Consider the following 15,447-nt stretch of genomic DNA (forward strand, 5'->3'; position numbering starts at 1 on the left):
AAAAAATCACGATGACGCTCCCAATACTTGGACGTTCATCGTGATTTTTTTCATTACTTGATGATCGTCAACTCTTTTGGATAATTGGTTAAGGTGACTGGGCCATCTTTTGTAATGAGAACATCGTCTTCAATTCTAACCCCGCCGACTCCTGGTACATAAATACCCGGCTCGATCGTATAGACCATCCCTTCTTTTAGAAGGTCATCATTTGCTTGACTCATAGAAGGGAACTCATGAACAGAAACCCCAAGTCCATGCCCTAGACGGTGCGGGAAATATTCGCCATATCCTGCTTCTGCGATCAGCCCTCTTGCTTTTAAGTCAAGGTCACCAATTCTCACACCCGGCTGGCTCATATCAAGTGCTGCCAATTCGGCTTTCAAGACGGTGTTGTAAATATCCTTTTGTTGTTCAGACGCTTCTTGATAGATGAAGGTTCTTGTAATATCTGAACAATAGCCATCCACAATCACGCCAAGGTCAAATAAAACAAAATCACCTTTTTTCAAGGCTGCCTGCCCCGGATTTCCATGAGGTTCTCCTGATTTTTCTCCGAATAGTACCATGGTTGAAAAGGACATGCCCTGAATGCCTTTTTTCTTCAGTTCATATTCGATGACAGCAAGAACTTCGGTTTCCGTCACCCCTTCTTTTAGGGCATGAACCCCAATTTTGACGCCTTCGTCTGCCAATTGAGCAGCTTTTTTCAATGTTTCAATTTCAGCTTCGTCTTTAATTAGTCTTAGCTGATTGAGCACATCTTCTGCCCGGACGAATGTTTCTGCCCCAGTGACAGCTTGAAGCTGCTCTGCTCTTTGCAAAGGAATGGATTCTTTTTCAATCGCTAGGCGAGTCGCTTTTACTCCTCGTTTTTCTAGTGCCTTTTGTATGAAATCAAAGGGGTTTTCATGGTCTTCATATCCAATGAGATCTCCAGCCCATCCCGCATTTTTTGCTTGCTCAACTTCCATCTTAGGCAAAATGAAAAATGGATCTGCTTCCTGAAAAACAAACAGCCCCATCACTCTTTCATGCGGCTCTGTGAAGTATCCAGATAGATAGAATACATTCTCCTTTGTATGTATAAATGCACCTTGAATGTCTTTTTTCTTAAGCCAAGAAGACAAGTTTTTCATTCGATTCATCGTGATCCTCCTCACACGTTTGACTACTGATCTATTGTATCAGTTTTCACTGTATTTCGCACAAAAGCACACTGACCTAAAGCCAGTGCGCTTTTGTGATTTGCTTAAGAAGCACGAAGCAAACGAAGTCCGTTTAAAATAACCAAAATCGTACTGCCTTCATGCCCAATGACACCAAAAGGTAAATCAAGAACTTGTAAGAAATTCGCACAGATTAAGAGACAAATAACTGTTAATGAAAAGATGATGTTTTGTTTAATGATTCGGTTCATCTTTCTTGAAAGACGGATCATCTTTGTTAGATTGTTTAAGTTATTTTTCATTAAAATGAGATCTGCTGTTTCTAAAGCAACATCTGTGCCTCCGCCCATTGCGACGCCAACATCCGCTGTGGCGAGTGCAGGTGCATCATTGATTCCATCTCCGACCATAATGATCGAATCACCTTGTTTTTTCAGTTGATTGACTTCGTGTACCTTTTCATCTGGAAGACATTCAGCGACAACGGTTTGGATGCCTGCTTCCTCTGCAATCGCTTCAGCTGTTTTTTGCTGATCCCCTGTGAGCATAACGGTTTGGATGCCTAAATCATTCAGCTCCTGAATCATTTTTTTGGCTTCAGGTCTGATTTGATCCTTCAAACCGAGACATCCGACGACTTCTTGATTTTTTTGAACATAGACAACTGTATATCCTTTGGATGAAAGAACATCACCATTCTCTTCAATGACACGATCCATTGAAGCTTTTCCGGCAAAATCTTTCTTCCCAATCCGCCATGTGTCCTCATTTAATTGTGCTTCCACACCAAAACCTGATGTTTCTTCAATGGTTACGTGGGCTGCCCGCTCTGTATGATGCTCTTTTGCCATATCAGAAATGGCTTTAGCTAATGGATGGTTTGACTGACTTTCAATTTGATAGAGCGCTTGATAAAAGGTCGATTCATCTTGCCCTTTTGCCAAGACCACTTTTTCAACAGCTGGTTTTCCACTTGTAATCGTACCCGTTTTATCAAATGCAATCATCGTACTTGTGCCCAGTTTTTCTAAAAAGACACTTCCTTTTACAAGCATACCGTTTCTTGCACCGTTTGAGATGAGTGAAAGAGCTGCTGGCATAATTGAGGCAACAAGTGCACAAGGCGAGGCAACTACCATAAACACCATCGCACGGTAGAACGTTTCACTCATGCTCCAGCCAAGTACAAAATGAGGCAGAAACATTAAAATCGCTACAGTGATGAGCACACCTTTTACATATGCACCTTCAAATTTTTCAATAAATGCTTGGCTTGGCGATACACTTTCTTGTGCAGATTCCACCAGCTTAATGATTTTATGAAAAAGTGTTTCTTCATTATGTTTTGTTACTTCTACTGTTAATGAACCATTTAAATTCACTGTTCCTGCAAACACATCTTCCCCTTGCCCTTTTTCCTGAGGCACCGATTCACCCGTTAAGGCAGATTCGTCTACACTTGTTCTTCCGCTCATGATCACACCATCTGCTGCAATTCGTTCGCCCGCTTTGATTAAAATACGGTCGCCTGGCGTAAGTGAAGAAGCAGCGATTTGGATGGTGGTGCCATCTTCTTCAATTAAAGTGGCTTCATCTGGAGCGATACTCATTAAGGCCGTTAAGTCTTTTTTACTTTTATTTGACGTATACGTTTCTAGCGCACCGCTAAGCGAAAAAATAAAAATTAAAATGGCTCCCTCTGCCCAGTAGCCAATGATCGCTGAGCCTATCGCAGCAAATATCATTAAAAGTTCTACATTTAATGTCTTGGATGAAATGGTTTCTTCAATTCCTTCCTTTGCCTTTGCAAAACCACCAATAACAAAAGCAAGAATGAAAAGAGGAATACTCCACATCGTTTCATCCTTTAGAAACCATCCAATCAAGATGAGAATCCCCGAAATGCCTGCTGCGATTAATTCTCCGTGCTGTGCCCATTTTTGAAAGAGCGAGTTGGATCCCTTTTGATCTGTCGTTTGATAAAGTACTGTATTCTCATTCATGATTACTTTCTCCTCTCTAATTGATAATGATTTTCACATTATCAATCGTTGCCCGTTCCGTTTATCATCTATATTTTCTGCTATTTCAAGCTTTTTATAGGTCTGTAACTCATTATAACAGGTTCTGATCAATTTTCAATTAATAATTATTATAATTTCTTTTTGATAATAATTATCATTATTAGTATCCAACATTTCTTCCTCTTTCTGAGCACATTTTATTCATCTAAAAGGTAATTGAACACAAAAAAGAACCAACGGATCGACCATTGGTTCTTTACAGAAAGCTTGTGTTCTACGAATTTGTCCACTCTTTGATTTGTTTTTTCGTCAGCGGACCTACATGGTTTTTGACCACTTCACCCTTTTCATTGATGAAAAAGGTCGTCGGGATCGTAATGATTTGGTATTTCTTCATCATTTCTCCGTGTTCATCGAGAACGATCGGAAATGTGAACTTTCTGTCTTTCACAAATTGGGCAACTGCATGCTTGCTTTGCTCAGCACCAAGTAAATTCACAGTCAGTATGTCTACATCACTTTGATTTTCTTTCACGATCTGTTCAAAGGCTGGCAGCTCCATTTTGCAGGACGGGCACCACGTTGTCCAAAAATGCAGAATAGTCCGCTTCCCTTTCACCGGGATCACCTGCGTTTCACCTGTTAATGTAGGAGCTTCTATCCTCGGCGCCATTACAGGCTCTTTTGCTTCAGCCTCTATGCTCATCAGAAATAAAAGAAGGGTCATCATGAGAAGACTGGCGGGTAGATATTTACGATTCATCAGCATCTTCCTTCCTGATTTTCCTATAGCTTGCCCGCTAGCTGCACATGACATTCAAGCTTTTTTCAATGTAAGAAACATGGAGACGCCGAGTTCCTTGCAAATCGTCGCATAATGCAAAGCCGTTAATAGCAGCATCCCCGTGTTCATTCCTAAGATAACGCCCATCATATTTAAGGATTCAATGGACCCTAGGAAATACACCATAGAGAACGACACCACGTGCACCCATATATTATGTAGGAACACATCTTTAATGAGACCCATACCAATTAAGCACGCTTGAAACGGCATCACGAACAGGTGGCATAAGAAATAAGGCCAGAGGAGCTGCAAGTAGACGGCTGCTTGAGGTGAGTCAAAAAAGAGCTGCGTGAGCGGATAAGCGAAATAATACATGATCATCACGGCTGGCACCCCATATCCAAACGTAATGAGAATCGCTTGTCTGACACGTTTTTTTACGAGATCATACTGCCCCAAGGCATAGGCTTCTGATACATTCGGAATCATCACAATCATAATGGAATGAGCGATAAACGCCGGAAAAAAACCAATCGACATCGCTACGCCAGCAAGCATTCCGTAATGATCAACAGCAAGCGTACCAGAAATGCCCGCTGCAACGAGGGCTCCTTTGATTAAAAACGGTTCAATCGCATTGGCAATGGCATGAAAGATACGCATACCTGTTGTCGGAATGGAGACTGCTAACAAACGTTTTCTGACGTCAATTCCTCTTAACTCAACCGATCTGACATTCACAGCATTTTTCGCCATGACGTATTGGGAATATAAATAGATAAAGACGACGAGATCACTTGCAACAATCACACCAATCGCGATAAGCACCGCTGTTTCAATATCAAACGAATACCAATGAAAAAACAAAAACAAACAGATAAGCTGGATCGTTTTTTTCAGCATATTGGCTAGAGCAATTCTGCCCATTTGCTGCTTGCCCATAAAATAGCCGCGTGCAATGGACGTAAATGCGATGATTGGAATGAGTGACAGAACCAAGCCCTTCATCAGCGGATGATACGATTGAAATACAGGAATGAAAGGCAGTACAATGGCTGCTATTGTCGTTGTTGTGCATGTCACCACAAGCGTCATTTTAAATGCATGGCGAAGCATACTTTTATGAAGCCGCTCATGCGATTCTGCAATGAATTTAGAAATGGAGACTGGCAGCTCTAAGCTGGCGATCACAAGCACAAGCATGATGATGGGAAGGATGCTCATATATAAACCCATTCCATGTTCTCCAAGCTCTCTCGCTAAAATCATATTGACTAAAAACTCGATACACTCAGCAATGAAAGCTGCGACAGATAGCAGAATGACCCCTTTTACAAATCGATTCATGTAGCCTCCCCTTGTCTAAAAGCAAATTCTTTTCACATTCTATGAGACAAGTCCTGAAAATATTTTAATAATTGAAGACAAAAAAACAGCGACTGATTGATCGCTGCTTTTCTTTACACTGCAAACACGTGACGGCCAATGCGTTCTACAATTTTACGAGAACGAATCCAGTTATCTGTCGCCGTTTTTGGATTATAAAAATAAATCGCCTTTGTTGTTCTGTCATCTTCTTTGACAACCTGCTTCACAGCTTTTACGGAATCCTGGTCTGCCTTATCATTGATACTTCCATTTGATACGGGCTGGAAGGCATTTCGCTGATAAATCACGCCTCTGACACTGTCAGGAAAAGAGCGGTGTTCCACGCGGTTTAAGACGACGCTTGCTACAGCTTTTTTCCCGGCGTAAGATTCACCTTTTGCTTCGGCATGTACCAACCGAGAAAGCAAGTCCATTTCTTCATTAGAATAGTGTGATTGATTTCTTGAGCTTGCTGGCTTTGCCGTTTCCTTTTTCTTCGGCTTCGGTTTAGATGCCTTCTCCTCTGTTGACGTGCTTAGCATTTTCACTTTCGGCTGATGTTTCTCCTCTGAAAACGCAGGAATCACGGTATGCTTATTATCTTGATCTATATATGAAAGCTGATGCTTTTCAGGTGCTTGTTCAAGTTTCTGACTTAATGTGCCCTCTTGCTCTTGTATATTGTCCATCTTGATCGCTGAGATGAGCATAAGGATGGCAAAAAGAGCTGTATGAATTTTGATCATTCGCCTCATTCCTCCCTTAATTAATGTAGGCCGTAAGATACTTGTCCACTCTAACAAGAGCTTCTTCTATTTTCACGCACAAAGATTTGCATGCCTGTCCAAATTCCGTCATTAAATGGCATGTCCTAGTTGAAATACGCATGAACTGGTAATGTAAGCGTTTAATATAGTCTCTTTTTAGCCTATAATCATCCTTATGCTCCTGATTATGGGTTATTACATTTTCTTTTCATATGTATCAAGCTGGTTTGAAGTGTGACAAAAGAACCAAAATAAAAAGCTTTTTCTCATGAATGAGAAAAAGCTTTAGCTTCTTGCTTCTTTAAGATATTCAAAAATAACATCTCCACCATGCTTGGCGATTCCGCGAAAATGTTTAAAATCATCTTGATTGACCAATACAGAACGAAATGTTAAAAAATCATCCTTTTGAATGGTCACTTGTTTTTCAGTACCATTCCGTAATGATTCTAGTATTGTGTTGATGTGTTCTTCAGTCAAAAAAATCGCTCCTTTTCAGCCTTGATCAAATATTAAATATACCATTCGTTTTCAAAGCGTACAACGAAAACGAAAGAAAAACGTCTTTATCCTTTACATTGGTATGAAAATATTGCAAAATACTTTTTAATAGGGAATGAAATCTGTTTTTAAAGGAGAGGGATCGGTTGAAGATTGCAAAAATTGGGAATGTGATCGAATTTAGAAATGGTTTAACAGGTGTAGTTGAAAAAGTGAATGAAAACTCTGTTATTGTGGATGTCACCATTATGGACAACTATAGAGATTTAGAACTGGATTCACTAACAGTCGTTAATCATAAAAACTATAAAATCATCAAAGACTCCGTACATTAATTTGCAATCCTCAATTCAGACTACCGTTACATAAAGATATACACAGCAAAGCTGACTCGTGTGACAGCTCTGTTCTCTTTTGACCATCACATATGAAAAAGGCTGACAACCATATAAAGTGGCGTCAGTCTTTTTGCGCGTGAAAGGTTTGCATTTCCGCTTTTGTTTTGTACATATCAACTTCTTCAGGTGTTATCACGCCTTTATCAATTAAAAGGGCGATCACTCCAAGTAATGTGGAGGCACTCCATTTATATCGTTCTTTGTTTTGATGTTCAAGCACCTGAAGCTCTTCCCTTAATTCCATTAGCAGCTTCTCTGTTTTGTCTTCTTTGTTTGCCAACACAAACGCCTCCATTTTCATTCGCTCGTTTCAATTTTATCTTAAAGTAAATATATGAAGAATAAAAGTATGATACACCTTTACAAACATACGTTCTGTCGTGTATACTATACATACGAGCTGGTAGCCCCCAGCCGTCCTAGCAAGTTCTATTCCTATTGGTATGAGAAGAGTGACATGACTCTTCTCTTTTTTTATGGTTGATTCTCAAAAAAGACATGCATCCGGCATGTCTTTTCCTTTTTTCTAATTTTACATATCCATCATCAAACTTAGTTTGCAGCATTTGTGGTTACTCAGGACATAAGCAAAACGACTTTTTTATACGACTCAAGTAAATCCCCATTAACTTTTTTTGGGACGATTTGTAATCCCTTCGCAGTGACATTATACCTGTGCAAGCCCGCCATCTACGAACAATTCAACTCCCGTCAAGTAACTGCTTTCGTCTGATGCGAGGAAAGATACAGCGTTTGCTACTTCTTCAGGTGTCCCAACTTTTCCAGCCGGAACCATATTTCTGGCATTTTCCATCGCTCCTTCAAGTGAATCATTAAAAAGCTCATCGTATGCAGGTGTAAGAATAACTCCTGGACTTACCACATTTACACGAATTTCAGTACCTTTTAGGTCAAGAACCCAGTTGCGAACTAGTGCTCTTAATGCTGCTTTAGATGCTCCATATACACTAAATGCTGGGTTGCCAATTGATCCAGCAGTTGAGCCCGTTACAATAATAGAACCTACTTTGTCTGGGAATAGTGATAGCGCTTTTTGAACAGTAAAAATGGTTCCTTTCACGTTAATGTCGAACGTTCTATCAACCTGCTCTTCAGTAATTTCACCTAATGGAAGGAAGTTGCCGATGCCTGCATTAGCAAAAAGAATGTCCAACTTCCCTTTTTCCTGCTTTATCATGTCATATAGTTTGTCTAAGTCTTCAAGCTTAGAAATATCACCTTGAACACCGGTTACGTTCTTGCCAATTTGGCGAACAGCTTTATCAAGTTTGTTTTGTCTACGCCCCGTGATATAAACATATGCACCTTCATTTACAAATTTTTGTGCTGTAGCAAGACCAATCCCACTTGTACCACCCGTTACAAGCGCTATTTTACCTTTAAATTTACCCATACTTAACACTCCTTTAGAATTGAAATGATTTTATATCTAGTACCATTAAGTACTTGAAGAACAACTTACAAGTTATAGTATCCTTCAGTAAGCACATTATCGGAAGTACCCACTTTTTTGTGATATAGTAACTAAAAAGTAATAAATATGGAATGGAGAGCTTTAGACATGAAAAAATTTAGTTGTGGGTTTGAAGTGACAAAGGAAGTGATTGGCGGAAAATGGAAAGGACTTGTATTATACTTTTTAATGAATGGACCAAGGAGAACGAGTGAATTAAAGCGTATTATCCCAAATATAACTCAGAAAATGCTGATTCAAACTCTTAGAGAGCTTGAAGCCAGTGGACTTGTGACCAGAAAAATGTATAATCAAGTACCGCCGAAGGTTGAATATTCATCCACTGAACTTGGAAAATCTCTTAAACCTATCTTGCAGGAGCTCTGTCAATGGGGGAGCCACTATGCGGAGCAAGAGTATGCGGAAGGTGAATATGAAATTGTACAATCAGAACAACTAAAGTTAGGATAGATGTAGCTGCTGAAGTAGATGCTAAAAGTTCAAATCAGAAGTGGCATGGACTACATTCAGGAGAACTTTAGTGAAATTCAAAAATGAGCTGTTTCAAATGTTAAAGAGAAGGTTCAGTAACTTAACCAAACAATAAATGAAGATATGATAATAATATTTAATGCCTATGTTCTCTAAATAGGCATTTTTTCTTTCGGATAAAAAAGAAAAGACGTACAAATTGTACGCCTTAATCTGCCTCTGTAAGATCAATTGTTCACTGCATAAAAGTCACAGTTCAAGTTGCACCTCAGGTCACACTTTTTAATACAATTCCCATGAGTATTTTCAGGTGTGACTTTTTCCACTTTAATGTGACACCAATTCGTTTCACACTCCGTCTCACAGAGCTGAATAATCACCGATTATCAATCGTCTCCGGATACATATCATGGTTCATCATACGGTATTCTGCCATTTCCTCATATTTCGTGCCAGGTTTTCCATAGTTCGTATACGGATCAATTGAAATACCGCCTCTTGGTGTAAATTTGCCCCATACTTCGATATATCTTGGGTCCATTAATTCAATGAGGTCGTTCATGATAATATTCATACAATCCTCATGGAAGTCACCGTGGTTACGGAAGCTGAACAAATATAATTTTAATGATTTACTTTCGACCATGATTTCATTTGGGATGTAGCTGATATACACGGTCGCAAAATCTGGCTGCCCTGTTTGCGGGCAAAGTGATGTGAATTCTGGGCAGTTGAATTTCACAAAATAATCTCTATTCGTATGTTTATTCGGGAACGTTTCAAGCACTTGTGGTGCATAGTCAAACAAGTAATTGGTCCCCTGGTTTCCTAGTAAAGTGACACCTTCTAATTCTTCTGGTTTTCTTGTCGTCATTTTGTCTCTCTTCCTTTCTATACGCCTCGTTTATTTCCCCACAATAGCGTGTGCAGTTGTGGTAAGACTCTCACACGATTCAAATCAGGGTCTTGCGCTACTTGATCTACAAGCATTTCGTATTTCTTTAATAAGTGCGTTAATAAGTACGCATCATCAGCTGTCGTCGTATCATCATTTCCAACTTGCAAATAAAAGGGGAGTTCTGGGTATTTCGCATGAACATCCTTTGCATAGGCTAGATCAAGATCATCAAAGATCACGACCTTCAGGCTTGCATGTTGCAATCTGTTTCCATTTTTCAATTCATCTATGATACGTGTAAGTTTCGTAAAATCGGTTTTCATATTTGAACTTGGTGGTTTTGGAGAAATGGTTAAATCATCTATCTTCAAAAACCAATCTTGATACATCGTTCCCTGCGTTTCAAGCGCCGTATCAATTCCTTCTTCATGCAATAAATCAATAAGTGATTCCATTTGTTTTAAAAGCGCAGGATTCCCACCTGAAATGGTGACATGAGAAAAAGCCTTTCCACCTATTCTCTTCAGCTCTTTTACAATGTCCTCTGCCTGAAGCCACTGAATATCATGCTTAGCTGATCCATCCCATGTAAAAGATGAATCACACCAGCTGCAAGAGTAGTCACAGCCAGCCGTTCTGACAAACATGGTTTTTTGGCCAATAACCATTCCTTCTCCTTGAATGGTTGGACCAAAGATTTCTAAGACAGGAATCGCTTTAGTCATTGAGCTCAACTCGTTTCGGACGGTAAATGCAGTAGCTTGTTGGTGTCTCTCTGACAAAAACTTGAACACATACTGGATTGTTCGCTAAAGTCGTTAAATATGCGGCCACTTTATCATACACAGTCTTTGCGACAACCTCAGTGGTTGGCATCGCATATGGATCATTCGATGAGAATTCTTCATGGTCATTGAGCAGTGTATGGTCGTACTGTCCATGAATGAGTTTTTTTAGCGTGCTAAAATTCACAAGGAAACCTGAATCATCTAGATGATCTCCTGCAATTGTAATGTTAATTGTATACGTATGACCATGTACGCGGCTACAAGCGCCAGCATCTTCTCTCGGGATAAAATGGGCTGCCGATACATGCATATCTTTATTTAATTCAAACGAAAATGGATGATTCGTCTGTGGATAGATTTGAGAAAGCATTTAGTTCGCCTCCTTCATGTCCATATAAGTGTCATAGCCATTTTTCCGAAGCTTACATGCAGGACATTCCCCGCAGCCATCAGAAATGATGCCATTATAGCAAGTGAGCGTTTCATTTTTCACAAAATCTAGCGCATTCAGTTCATCAGCCAGCTTCCACGTTTCAGCTTTATTCAGCCACATGAGCGGCGTATGGATGACAAATGGTTTTTCCATTGCCAAATTCACCGTGACGTTACAAGATTTCACAAACTCATCTCGGCAATCTGGGTAGCCGCTAAAGTCTGTCTCGCACACACCCGTGATAATATGACGTGCTCCAATTTGATACGCAAGAATGGATGCAAAGGATAAGAAAACTAAGTTTCTCCCCGGAACAAATGTGGAAGGCAGTTCTCCTTCTTTTTCTTCAATATCAATGTCATCTCTTGTTAAGGCATTGGGTGCAAGCTGATTTAAAAGAGACATATCTAATAGATGATTTTTCACACCTAGCTTGTCAGCAATTCTTTTGGCGACATCAATTTCTTCTTGATGACGCTGATTATAATGAAAGGTTACCGTTTCAACCTCTTTAAATTGTTGAAGTGCCCATAGTAAACATGTCGTACTGTCCTGTCCCCCGCTAAAGACAACGACCGCTTTTTCATTTTTCATTTTTCCTTTTCCTCCTTTTGCAGACCCGTACCACCGCACAAAGCTGCATCTGAAAGGTTCATGAAAACCCCTATTTTCTCAAAAGAAAAGACACCTTTACATGTGTATGAGGTGTCCCAGCCATAAAAAATAAAAAATGCCACATCCAAGGATACGGCAAGTCCTTAGTTTTTTATAGAGGGTTTTGCTAGAACCTCTCCCGTTTTCACGGATTTTTGTTCAATTTTCACAGAGGATAGTGTACCACATAATTGGTGTACAAGCTATCCCTTCTTTACTTATCACCTGATGCAGGCACTTTTTTCAGACAAAGGAAGAGGATAAAAAAGATACTGACATAGCCAAAAACAGGGTAAACCGTTGAAATGAGTGTGCCGTATCCAATTTTACTGATCACATAACAGCAAAGAAGAATAAAGGATATCGTATACGTACTGTTCAATCGGATATACACCCTCACTTGTCTTTCGAGACCGTATAAATTCCCTATAACGGATGTAAAGACTTCACCGAAGATCACGAATAAATAGATGAGATGAATGGAGTTTGCGACTTGATACACCACTTGAGCCATCGGGATATCATACGCCTCCAGCATTTCTAATGAAGAAAGGGATAAAAAGCAGGCGAGCAGAATGAGTGTCAACATCAGACCTCCAAGCACCGCTCCCTTTTTTATAACGGCTTCGGATGTCATTTCGTTTGCGACCGGCACTAATACGGCTTGAGACAGCGCTAAATTAAATGCACCATATGAAATCGCAGACAACATCCATTCGCCCTCTCCCATTTGCAGCCCCAGAACGTGGCTTTCACCGCTACTAAACACAAATGAGTCTAGAAACACAATCAGCGAAAAGAAAATCAGCATTGGAACGACAAGTACATTGACACCAAATAACCCTTTTGACCCTTTAAAAAGGACAATGACACTTAAAATAATCGTTAAAAAAATACCATATTCTTTTGAGATGCCAAGTTGTTCTTCAAAAATAGCGCCTGCTCCAGAAATCATCACTGACGTCACACCTAGTAATATAAAAAACATGACGATGTTAATATATCGACTCGCAGCAGCTCCAAATAAAAACCGATTCATATCTTGATAAGACTCCGCTTCAATTCGTTTGGAAATCAGCATCATTTTTGCGCCAAGGCCGGTAAAAATAACACCGCTAATCAAAATCCCGATCAATCCAATCCAGCCAAAACGAACAAAAAATTCTACGATTTCTTTTCCTGTCGCAAACCCAGCTCCAACCACTGTTCCTACATATACAAAGGCAAGCTGAAAAGCGGATTCATTTGAACGTTTCATATGACCCCTCCGCACCCATCACTTTCGATTGTCTCTTTTTTATCCTATGAGACAAGTTCCTTGAAAAGAAGGACAAACCATGATTAAATGCAAAAAAGGCTTTTTCATTCAGCGATGAGCAAAACAGTTGAAAGTCAAAATAGGTCAGAGTATACTATAGTCAAAGATGGTCAAACAACAGACCATTTTATTTAACATTCATTGGTCAAATAAAGTCAAACTTTATTTTAAGGAGGTCATGGCTCATGCGTTGTCAACATTGTCAAGTGAATGAAGCAACTATTCGCCTGAATATGCAAGTAAATTCGTCCCGTAGCCAAATGGTTTTATGTGAAGACTGCTATACCTCTTTGATGGAACAGTCAAAAATGAAAATGGGTCCTAACCTGTTCGGAGGCGGTTCATTCTTCTCTGAGCAAGCAGGACATGCGACGAGCCAAGAGCGGCCTAAACAAAAAGGCTTGCTAGACGAGCTTGGCCGGAACTTAACGGATGGCGCACATGCTGGTTTAATCGATCCTGTCATTGGCCGTGATGAAGAAGTCACAAGAGTCATTGAGATTTTAAATAGAAGAAATAAAAACAATCCTGTCCTCATTGGTGAACCTGGTGTTGGTAAAACGGCCATAGCCGAAGGACTAGCACTAAAAATTGCAAATGGAGATGTACCAAATAAATTAAAGAACAAACAAGTTTATTTATTAGATGTCTCTTCACTTGTGGCAAACACAGGTGTACGTGGTCAATTTGAGGAACGGATGAAGCAATTAATCAAAGAATTGCAAAGCCGTAAAAATATCATCTTATTCGTTGATGAAATTCATCTTCTTGTAGGCGCAGGCTCTGCCGAAGGGTCAATGGATGCCGGAAACATTTTGAAACCAGCTCTAGCTCGAGGGGAACTGCAGCTAGTAGGTGCGACAACATTAAAAGAGTATCGTCAAATTGAAAAAGATGCTGCCCTTGAACGCAGGTTCCAGCCTGTCATGGTTGATGAGCCAACACAGGATGAAGCATTCGAGATATTAAAAGGCATTCAAGATAAGTATGAAGCCTATCATGGTGTCACCTATTCTGACGAAGCCATTAAAGCGTGTGTTCAATTATCTTCGCGGTATATTCAAGACCGCCACTTGCCAGATAAAGCCATTGATTTAATGGATGAAGCAGGTTCAAAAGCGAATCTCTCCATTGATGCAGCAAGTGAAGATGAATTAACAAACCGTCTTGCGCAAATTGCCGCTGAAAAACAAGCTGCTTTAAATGAAGAACGATATGAAAAAGCAGCGAAGCTTCGAGACGAAGAAGAAGCGATTGAAGCGAGATTGCAAAACAAAACAAATGACAAAGAACATGTCGTCACAGCTGAGGACATTCAGTCGATTGTAGAACAAAAAACAGGTATCCCTGTCGGCAAACTGCAAGCAGACGAACAAACAAAAATGAAAGAAATTGATGTCCGCTTAAAAGCCCGCGTCATTGGTCAGGAACATGCGGTTGAAAAAGTGGCGAAAGCCGTAAAAAGAAGCAGAGCCGGCTTAAAATCAAAACACAGACCAACTGGCTCCTTCCTTTTCGTTGGACCAACAGGCGTCGGGAAAACCGAATTGTCTAAAACATTAGCGGAAGAATTATTTGGCTCAAAAGAAGCGATCATTCGTTTAGATATGAGTGAGTACATGGAGAAACACTCCGTGTCCAAAATCATCGGTTCTCCTCCTGGTTACGTTGGACATGATGAAGCCGGCCAGCTCACGGAAAAGGTTCGCAGAAAACCATACAGCATCATTTTGCTCGATGAAATCGAAAAAGCGCACCCTGATGTCCAGCATATGTTCCTTCAAATCATGGAAGATGGCCGTCTAACAGACAGCCAAGGCAGAACCGTCAGCTTTAAAGACACAGTCATCATTATGACAAGTAACGCTGGCAGCACAGATAAAAAAGCAGTCAAAGTCGGATTCCAGTCTGAACAAGAAGAAGCCATCGAAGAACAATCATTGATTGATTCACTGAACGCTTATTTCAAACCGGAATTCTTGAACCGTTTTGACAGCATCATTCAGTTTGATTCATTAGATAAAGACGATTTAGTCAAAATTGTGGATCTTCTGCTCAAAGATTTGTCAGAGCAGTTAAAAGAACAAAATCTAACTGTTCACATCACAAACGAAGCGAAAGAAAAAATCGCTGAACTTGGTTATCATCCAGCATTTGGGGCTCGTCCGTTACGAAGAACGATTCAAGAGCATGTTGAGGATCAAATGACGGACATCTTGCTTGAAGAAGAACAACTTACTGGATTTACAGTCGATGTTGAACATGACGAAATTGTTGTGAAAAAGAGCTAAGTACATCCTAAGGAGGATCTTCAGCTCCATCATGTGGCAGTGTCTAAATTCCATCTGAGCGCCGATGCTCCCCCGCCTCTTTTCC

16 protein-coding genes and 1 riboswitch are annotated in these 15,447 nt (G+C 40.2%); of the genes, 3 read left to right on the forward strand and 13 right to left on the reverse strand.

The features are described from left to right. Nucleotides 1-53: 53 nt before the first annotated feature. From ACTJJQ_RS04940 to ACTJJQ_RS04965, 6 genes are all read right to left on the reverse strand, one after another. Nucleotides 54-1,148: a M24 family metallopeptidase gene (locus ACTJJQ_RS04940; protein ID WP_007498720.1), complete on the reverse strand. Its 1,095-nt coding sequence runs from the start codon at nt 1,146-1,148 to the stop codon at nt 54-56. Nucleotides 1,149-1,252: 104 nt separating this feature from the next. Next, complete coding sequence (locus ACTJJQ_RS04945) at nt 1,253-3,172, reverse strand: heavy metal translocating P-type ATPase (RefSeq protein ID WP_440599991.1); 1,920 nt, start codon at nt 3,170-3,172, stop codon at nt 1,253-1,255. A 295-nt stretch (nt 3,173-3,467) separates the two neighbouring features. After that, entirely contained in the window at nt 3,468-3,956 is a 489-nt protein-coding gene (gene stoA, locus ACTJJQ_RS04950) for an endospore biogenesis thiol-disulfide oxidoreductase StoA (RefSeq protein ID WP_047946017.1), read from the reverse strand. Between the two features lie 54 nt (nt 3,957-4,010). Then, entirely contained in the window at nt 4,011-5,327 is a 1,317-nt protein-coding gene (locus tag ACTJJQ_RS04955) for a polysaccharide biosynthesis protein (RefSeq protein ID WP_073414311.1), read from the reverse strand. A 113-nt stretch (nt 5,328-5,440) separates the two neighbouring features. Further along, nucleotides 5,441-6,094 carry a cell wall hydrolase gene (locus ACTJJQ_RS04960; protein WP_045035134.1) on the reverse strand — a complete coding sequence of 218 codons (654 nt, stop codon included), beginning with the start codon at nt 6,092-6,094 and terminating at the stop codon, nt 5,441-5,443. A 306-nt stretch (nt 6,095-6,400) separates the two neighbouring features. Continuing rightward, nucleotides 6,401-6,595, reverse strand: coding sequence for a hypothetical protein (locus ACTJJQ_RS04965; RefSeq protein WP_008348081.1), 195 nt, complete (start codon nt 6,593-6,595; stop codon nt 6,401-6,403). Between the two features lie 167 nt (nt 6,596-6,762). Here ACTJJQ_RS04965 and ACTJJQ_RS04970 point away from each other — a divergent pair, with 167 nt between their 5' ends. After that, nucleotides 6,763-6,951, forward strand: coding sequence for a YkvS family protein (locus ACTJJQ_RS04970; protein ID WP_003211747.1), 189 nt, complete (start codon nt 6,763-6,765; stop codon nt 6,949-6,951). A gap of 124 nt (nt 6,952-7,075) precedes the next feature. Here the strand turns inward: ACTJJQ_RS04970 and ACTJJQ_RS04975 are convergent, their stop codons facing one another. Both ACTJJQ_RS04975 and ACTJJQ_RS04980 read right to left on the reverse strand, forming a co-directional pair. Then, nucleotides 7,076-7,294, reverse strand: coding sequence for a hypothetical protein (locus ACTJJQ_RS04975; protein WP_025207245.1), 219 nt, complete (start codon nt 7,292-7,294; stop codon nt 7,076-7,078). Between the two features lie 387 nt (nt 7,295-7,681). Then, entirely contained in the window at nt 7,682-8,428 is a 747-nt protein-coding gene (locus tag ACTJJQ_RS04980) for an SDR family NAD(P)-dependent oxidoreductase (protein WP_048001620.1), read from the reverse strand. A 168-nt stretch (nt 8,429-8,596) separates the two neighbouring features. On the opposite strand from ACTJJQ_RS04980, the gene ACTJJQ_RS04985 reads away from it, so the two are divergent. Further along, on the forward strand, nt 8,597-8,959 hold the full coding sequence (locus tag ACTJJQ_RS04985; RefSeq protein WP_048001621.1) for a winged helix-turn-helix transcriptional regulator: 363 nt from the start codon (nt 8,597-8,599) through the stop codon (nt 8,957-8,959). Nucleotides 8,960-9,356: 397 nt separating this feature from the next. Here ACTJJQ_RS04985 and queF read toward each other — a convergent pair whose 3' ends face one another. The 5 genes from queF to ACTJJQ_RS05010 all read right to left on the reverse strand — a co-directional run bounded on the left by queF (nt 9,357) and on the right by ACTJJQ_RS05010 (nt 13,011). Continuing rightward, complete coding sequence (gene queF, locus ACTJJQ_RS04990) at nt 9,357-9,854, reverse strand: preQ(1) synthase (RefSeq protein ID WP_024426839.1); 498 nt, start codon at nt 9,852-9,854, stop codon at nt 9,357-9,359. 17 nt (nt 9,855-9,871) lie between these two features. Beyond that, nucleotides 9,872-10,603, reverse strand: coding sequence for a 7-carboxy-7-deazaguanine synthase QueE (gene queE, locus ACTJJQ_RS04995; protein WP_024719652.1), 732 nt, complete (start codon nt 10,601-10,603; stop codon nt 9,872-9,874). After that, nucleotides 10,596-11,036 (reverse strand): 6-carboxytetrahydropterin synthase QueD, encoded by a 441-nt coding sequence (gene queD / locus ACTJJQ_RS05000; protein ID WP_046527711.1) that lies wholly within the window; start codon nt 11,034-11,036, stop codon nt 10,596-10,598. The genes queE and queD overlap by 8 nt, the downstream gene beginning before the upstream one ends. Beyond that, the gene (queC, locus tag ACTJJQ_RS05005; RefSeq protein ID WP_008348090.1) at nt 11,037-11,693 is read right to left on the reverse strand and encodes a 7-cyano-7-deazaguanine synthase QueC; all 657 of its coding nucleotides are present in this window, start codon (nt 11,691-11,693) and stop codon (nt 11,037-11,039) included. Between the two features lie 158 nt (nt 11,694-11,851). Beyond that, a riboswitch (PreQ1 riboswitch) is annotated at nt 11,852-11,896 on the reverse strand. Between the two features lie 71 nt (nt 11,897-11,967). Beyond that, nucleotides 11,968-13,011, reverse strand: coding sequence for a YkvI family membrane protein (locus tag ACTJJQ_RS05010; RefSeq protein ID WP_048003074.1), 1,044 nt, complete (start codon nt 13,009-13,011; stop codon nt 11,968-11,970). Nucleotides 13,012-13,256: 245 nt separating this feature from the next. On the opposite strand from ACTJJQ_RS05010, the gene ACTJJQ_RS05015 reads away from it, so the two are divergent. Then, complete coding sequence (locus ACTJJQ_RS05015; protein ID WP_440599992.1) at nt 13,257-15,362, forward strand: AAA family ATPase; 2,106 nt, start codon at nt 13,257-13,259, stop codon at nt 15,360-15,362. The last annotated feature ends 85 nt before the right edge of the window (nt 15,363-15,447 follow it).

The organism is Bacillus sp. 22483, assembly GCF_052044605.1.
Taxonomy (GTDB): domain Bacteria; phylum Bacillota; class Bacilli; order Bacillales; family Bacillaceae; genus Bacillus; species Bacillus altitudinis.

Excerpts from the sequence above, each read along its gene's own strand:
- ACTJJQ_RS04940 (WP_007498720.1), bottom strand. The coding sequence starts at position 1,148 with ATGAATCGAATGAAAAACTTGTCTTCTTGGCTTAAGAAAAAAGACATT.
- ACTJJQ_RS04945 (WP_440599991.1), bottom strand. The coding sequence starts at position 3,172 with ATGAATGAGAATACAGTACTTTATCAAACGACAGATCAAAAGGGATCC.
- stoA (WP_047946017.1), bottom strand. The coding sequence starts at position 3,956 with ATGAATCGTAAATATCTACCCGCCAGTCTTCTCATGATGACCCTTCTT.
- ACTJJQ_RS04955 (WP_073414311.1), bottom strand. The coding sequence starts at position 5,327 with ATGAATCGATTTGTAAAAGGGGTCATTCTGCTATCTGTCGCAGCTTTC.
- ACTJJQ_RS04960 (WP_045035134.1), bottom strand. The coding sequence starts at position 6,094 with ATGATCAAAATTCATACAGCTCTTTTTGCCATCCTTATGCTCATCTCA.
- ACTJJQ_RS04980 (WP_048001620.1), bottom strand. The coding sequence starts at position 8,428 with ATGGGTAAATTTAAAGGTAAAATAGCGCTTGTAACGGGTGGTACAAGT.
- ACTJJQ_RS04985 (WP_048001621.1), top strand. The coding sequence starts at position 8,597 with ATGAAAAAATTTAGTTGTGGGTTTGAAGTGACAAAGGAAGTGATTGGC.
- queF (WP_024426839.1), bottom strand. The coding sequence starts at position 9,854 with ATGACGACAAGAAAACCAGAAGAATTAGAAGGTGTCACTTTACTAGGA.
- queE (WP_024719652.1), bottom strand. The coding sequence starts at position 10,603 with ATGACTAAAGCGATTCCTGTCTTAGAAATCTTTGGTCCAACCATTCAA.
- queD (WP_046527711.1), bottom strand. The coding sequence starts at position 11,036 with ATGCTTTCTCAAATCTATCCACAGACGAATCATCCATTTTCGTTTGAA.
- queC (WP_008348090.1), bottom strand. The coding sequence starts at position 11,693 with ATGAAAAATGAAAAAGCGGTCGTTGTCTTTAGCGGGGGACAGGACAGT.
- ACTJJQ_RS05010 (WP_048003074.1), bottom strand. The coding sequence starts at position 13,011 with ATGAAACGTTCAAATGAATCCGCTTTTCAGCTTGCCTTTGTATATGTA.
- ACTJJQ_RS05015 (WP_440599992.1), top strand. The coding sequence starts at position 13,257 with ATGCGTTGTCAACATTGTCAAGTGAATGAAGCAACTATTCGCCTGAAT.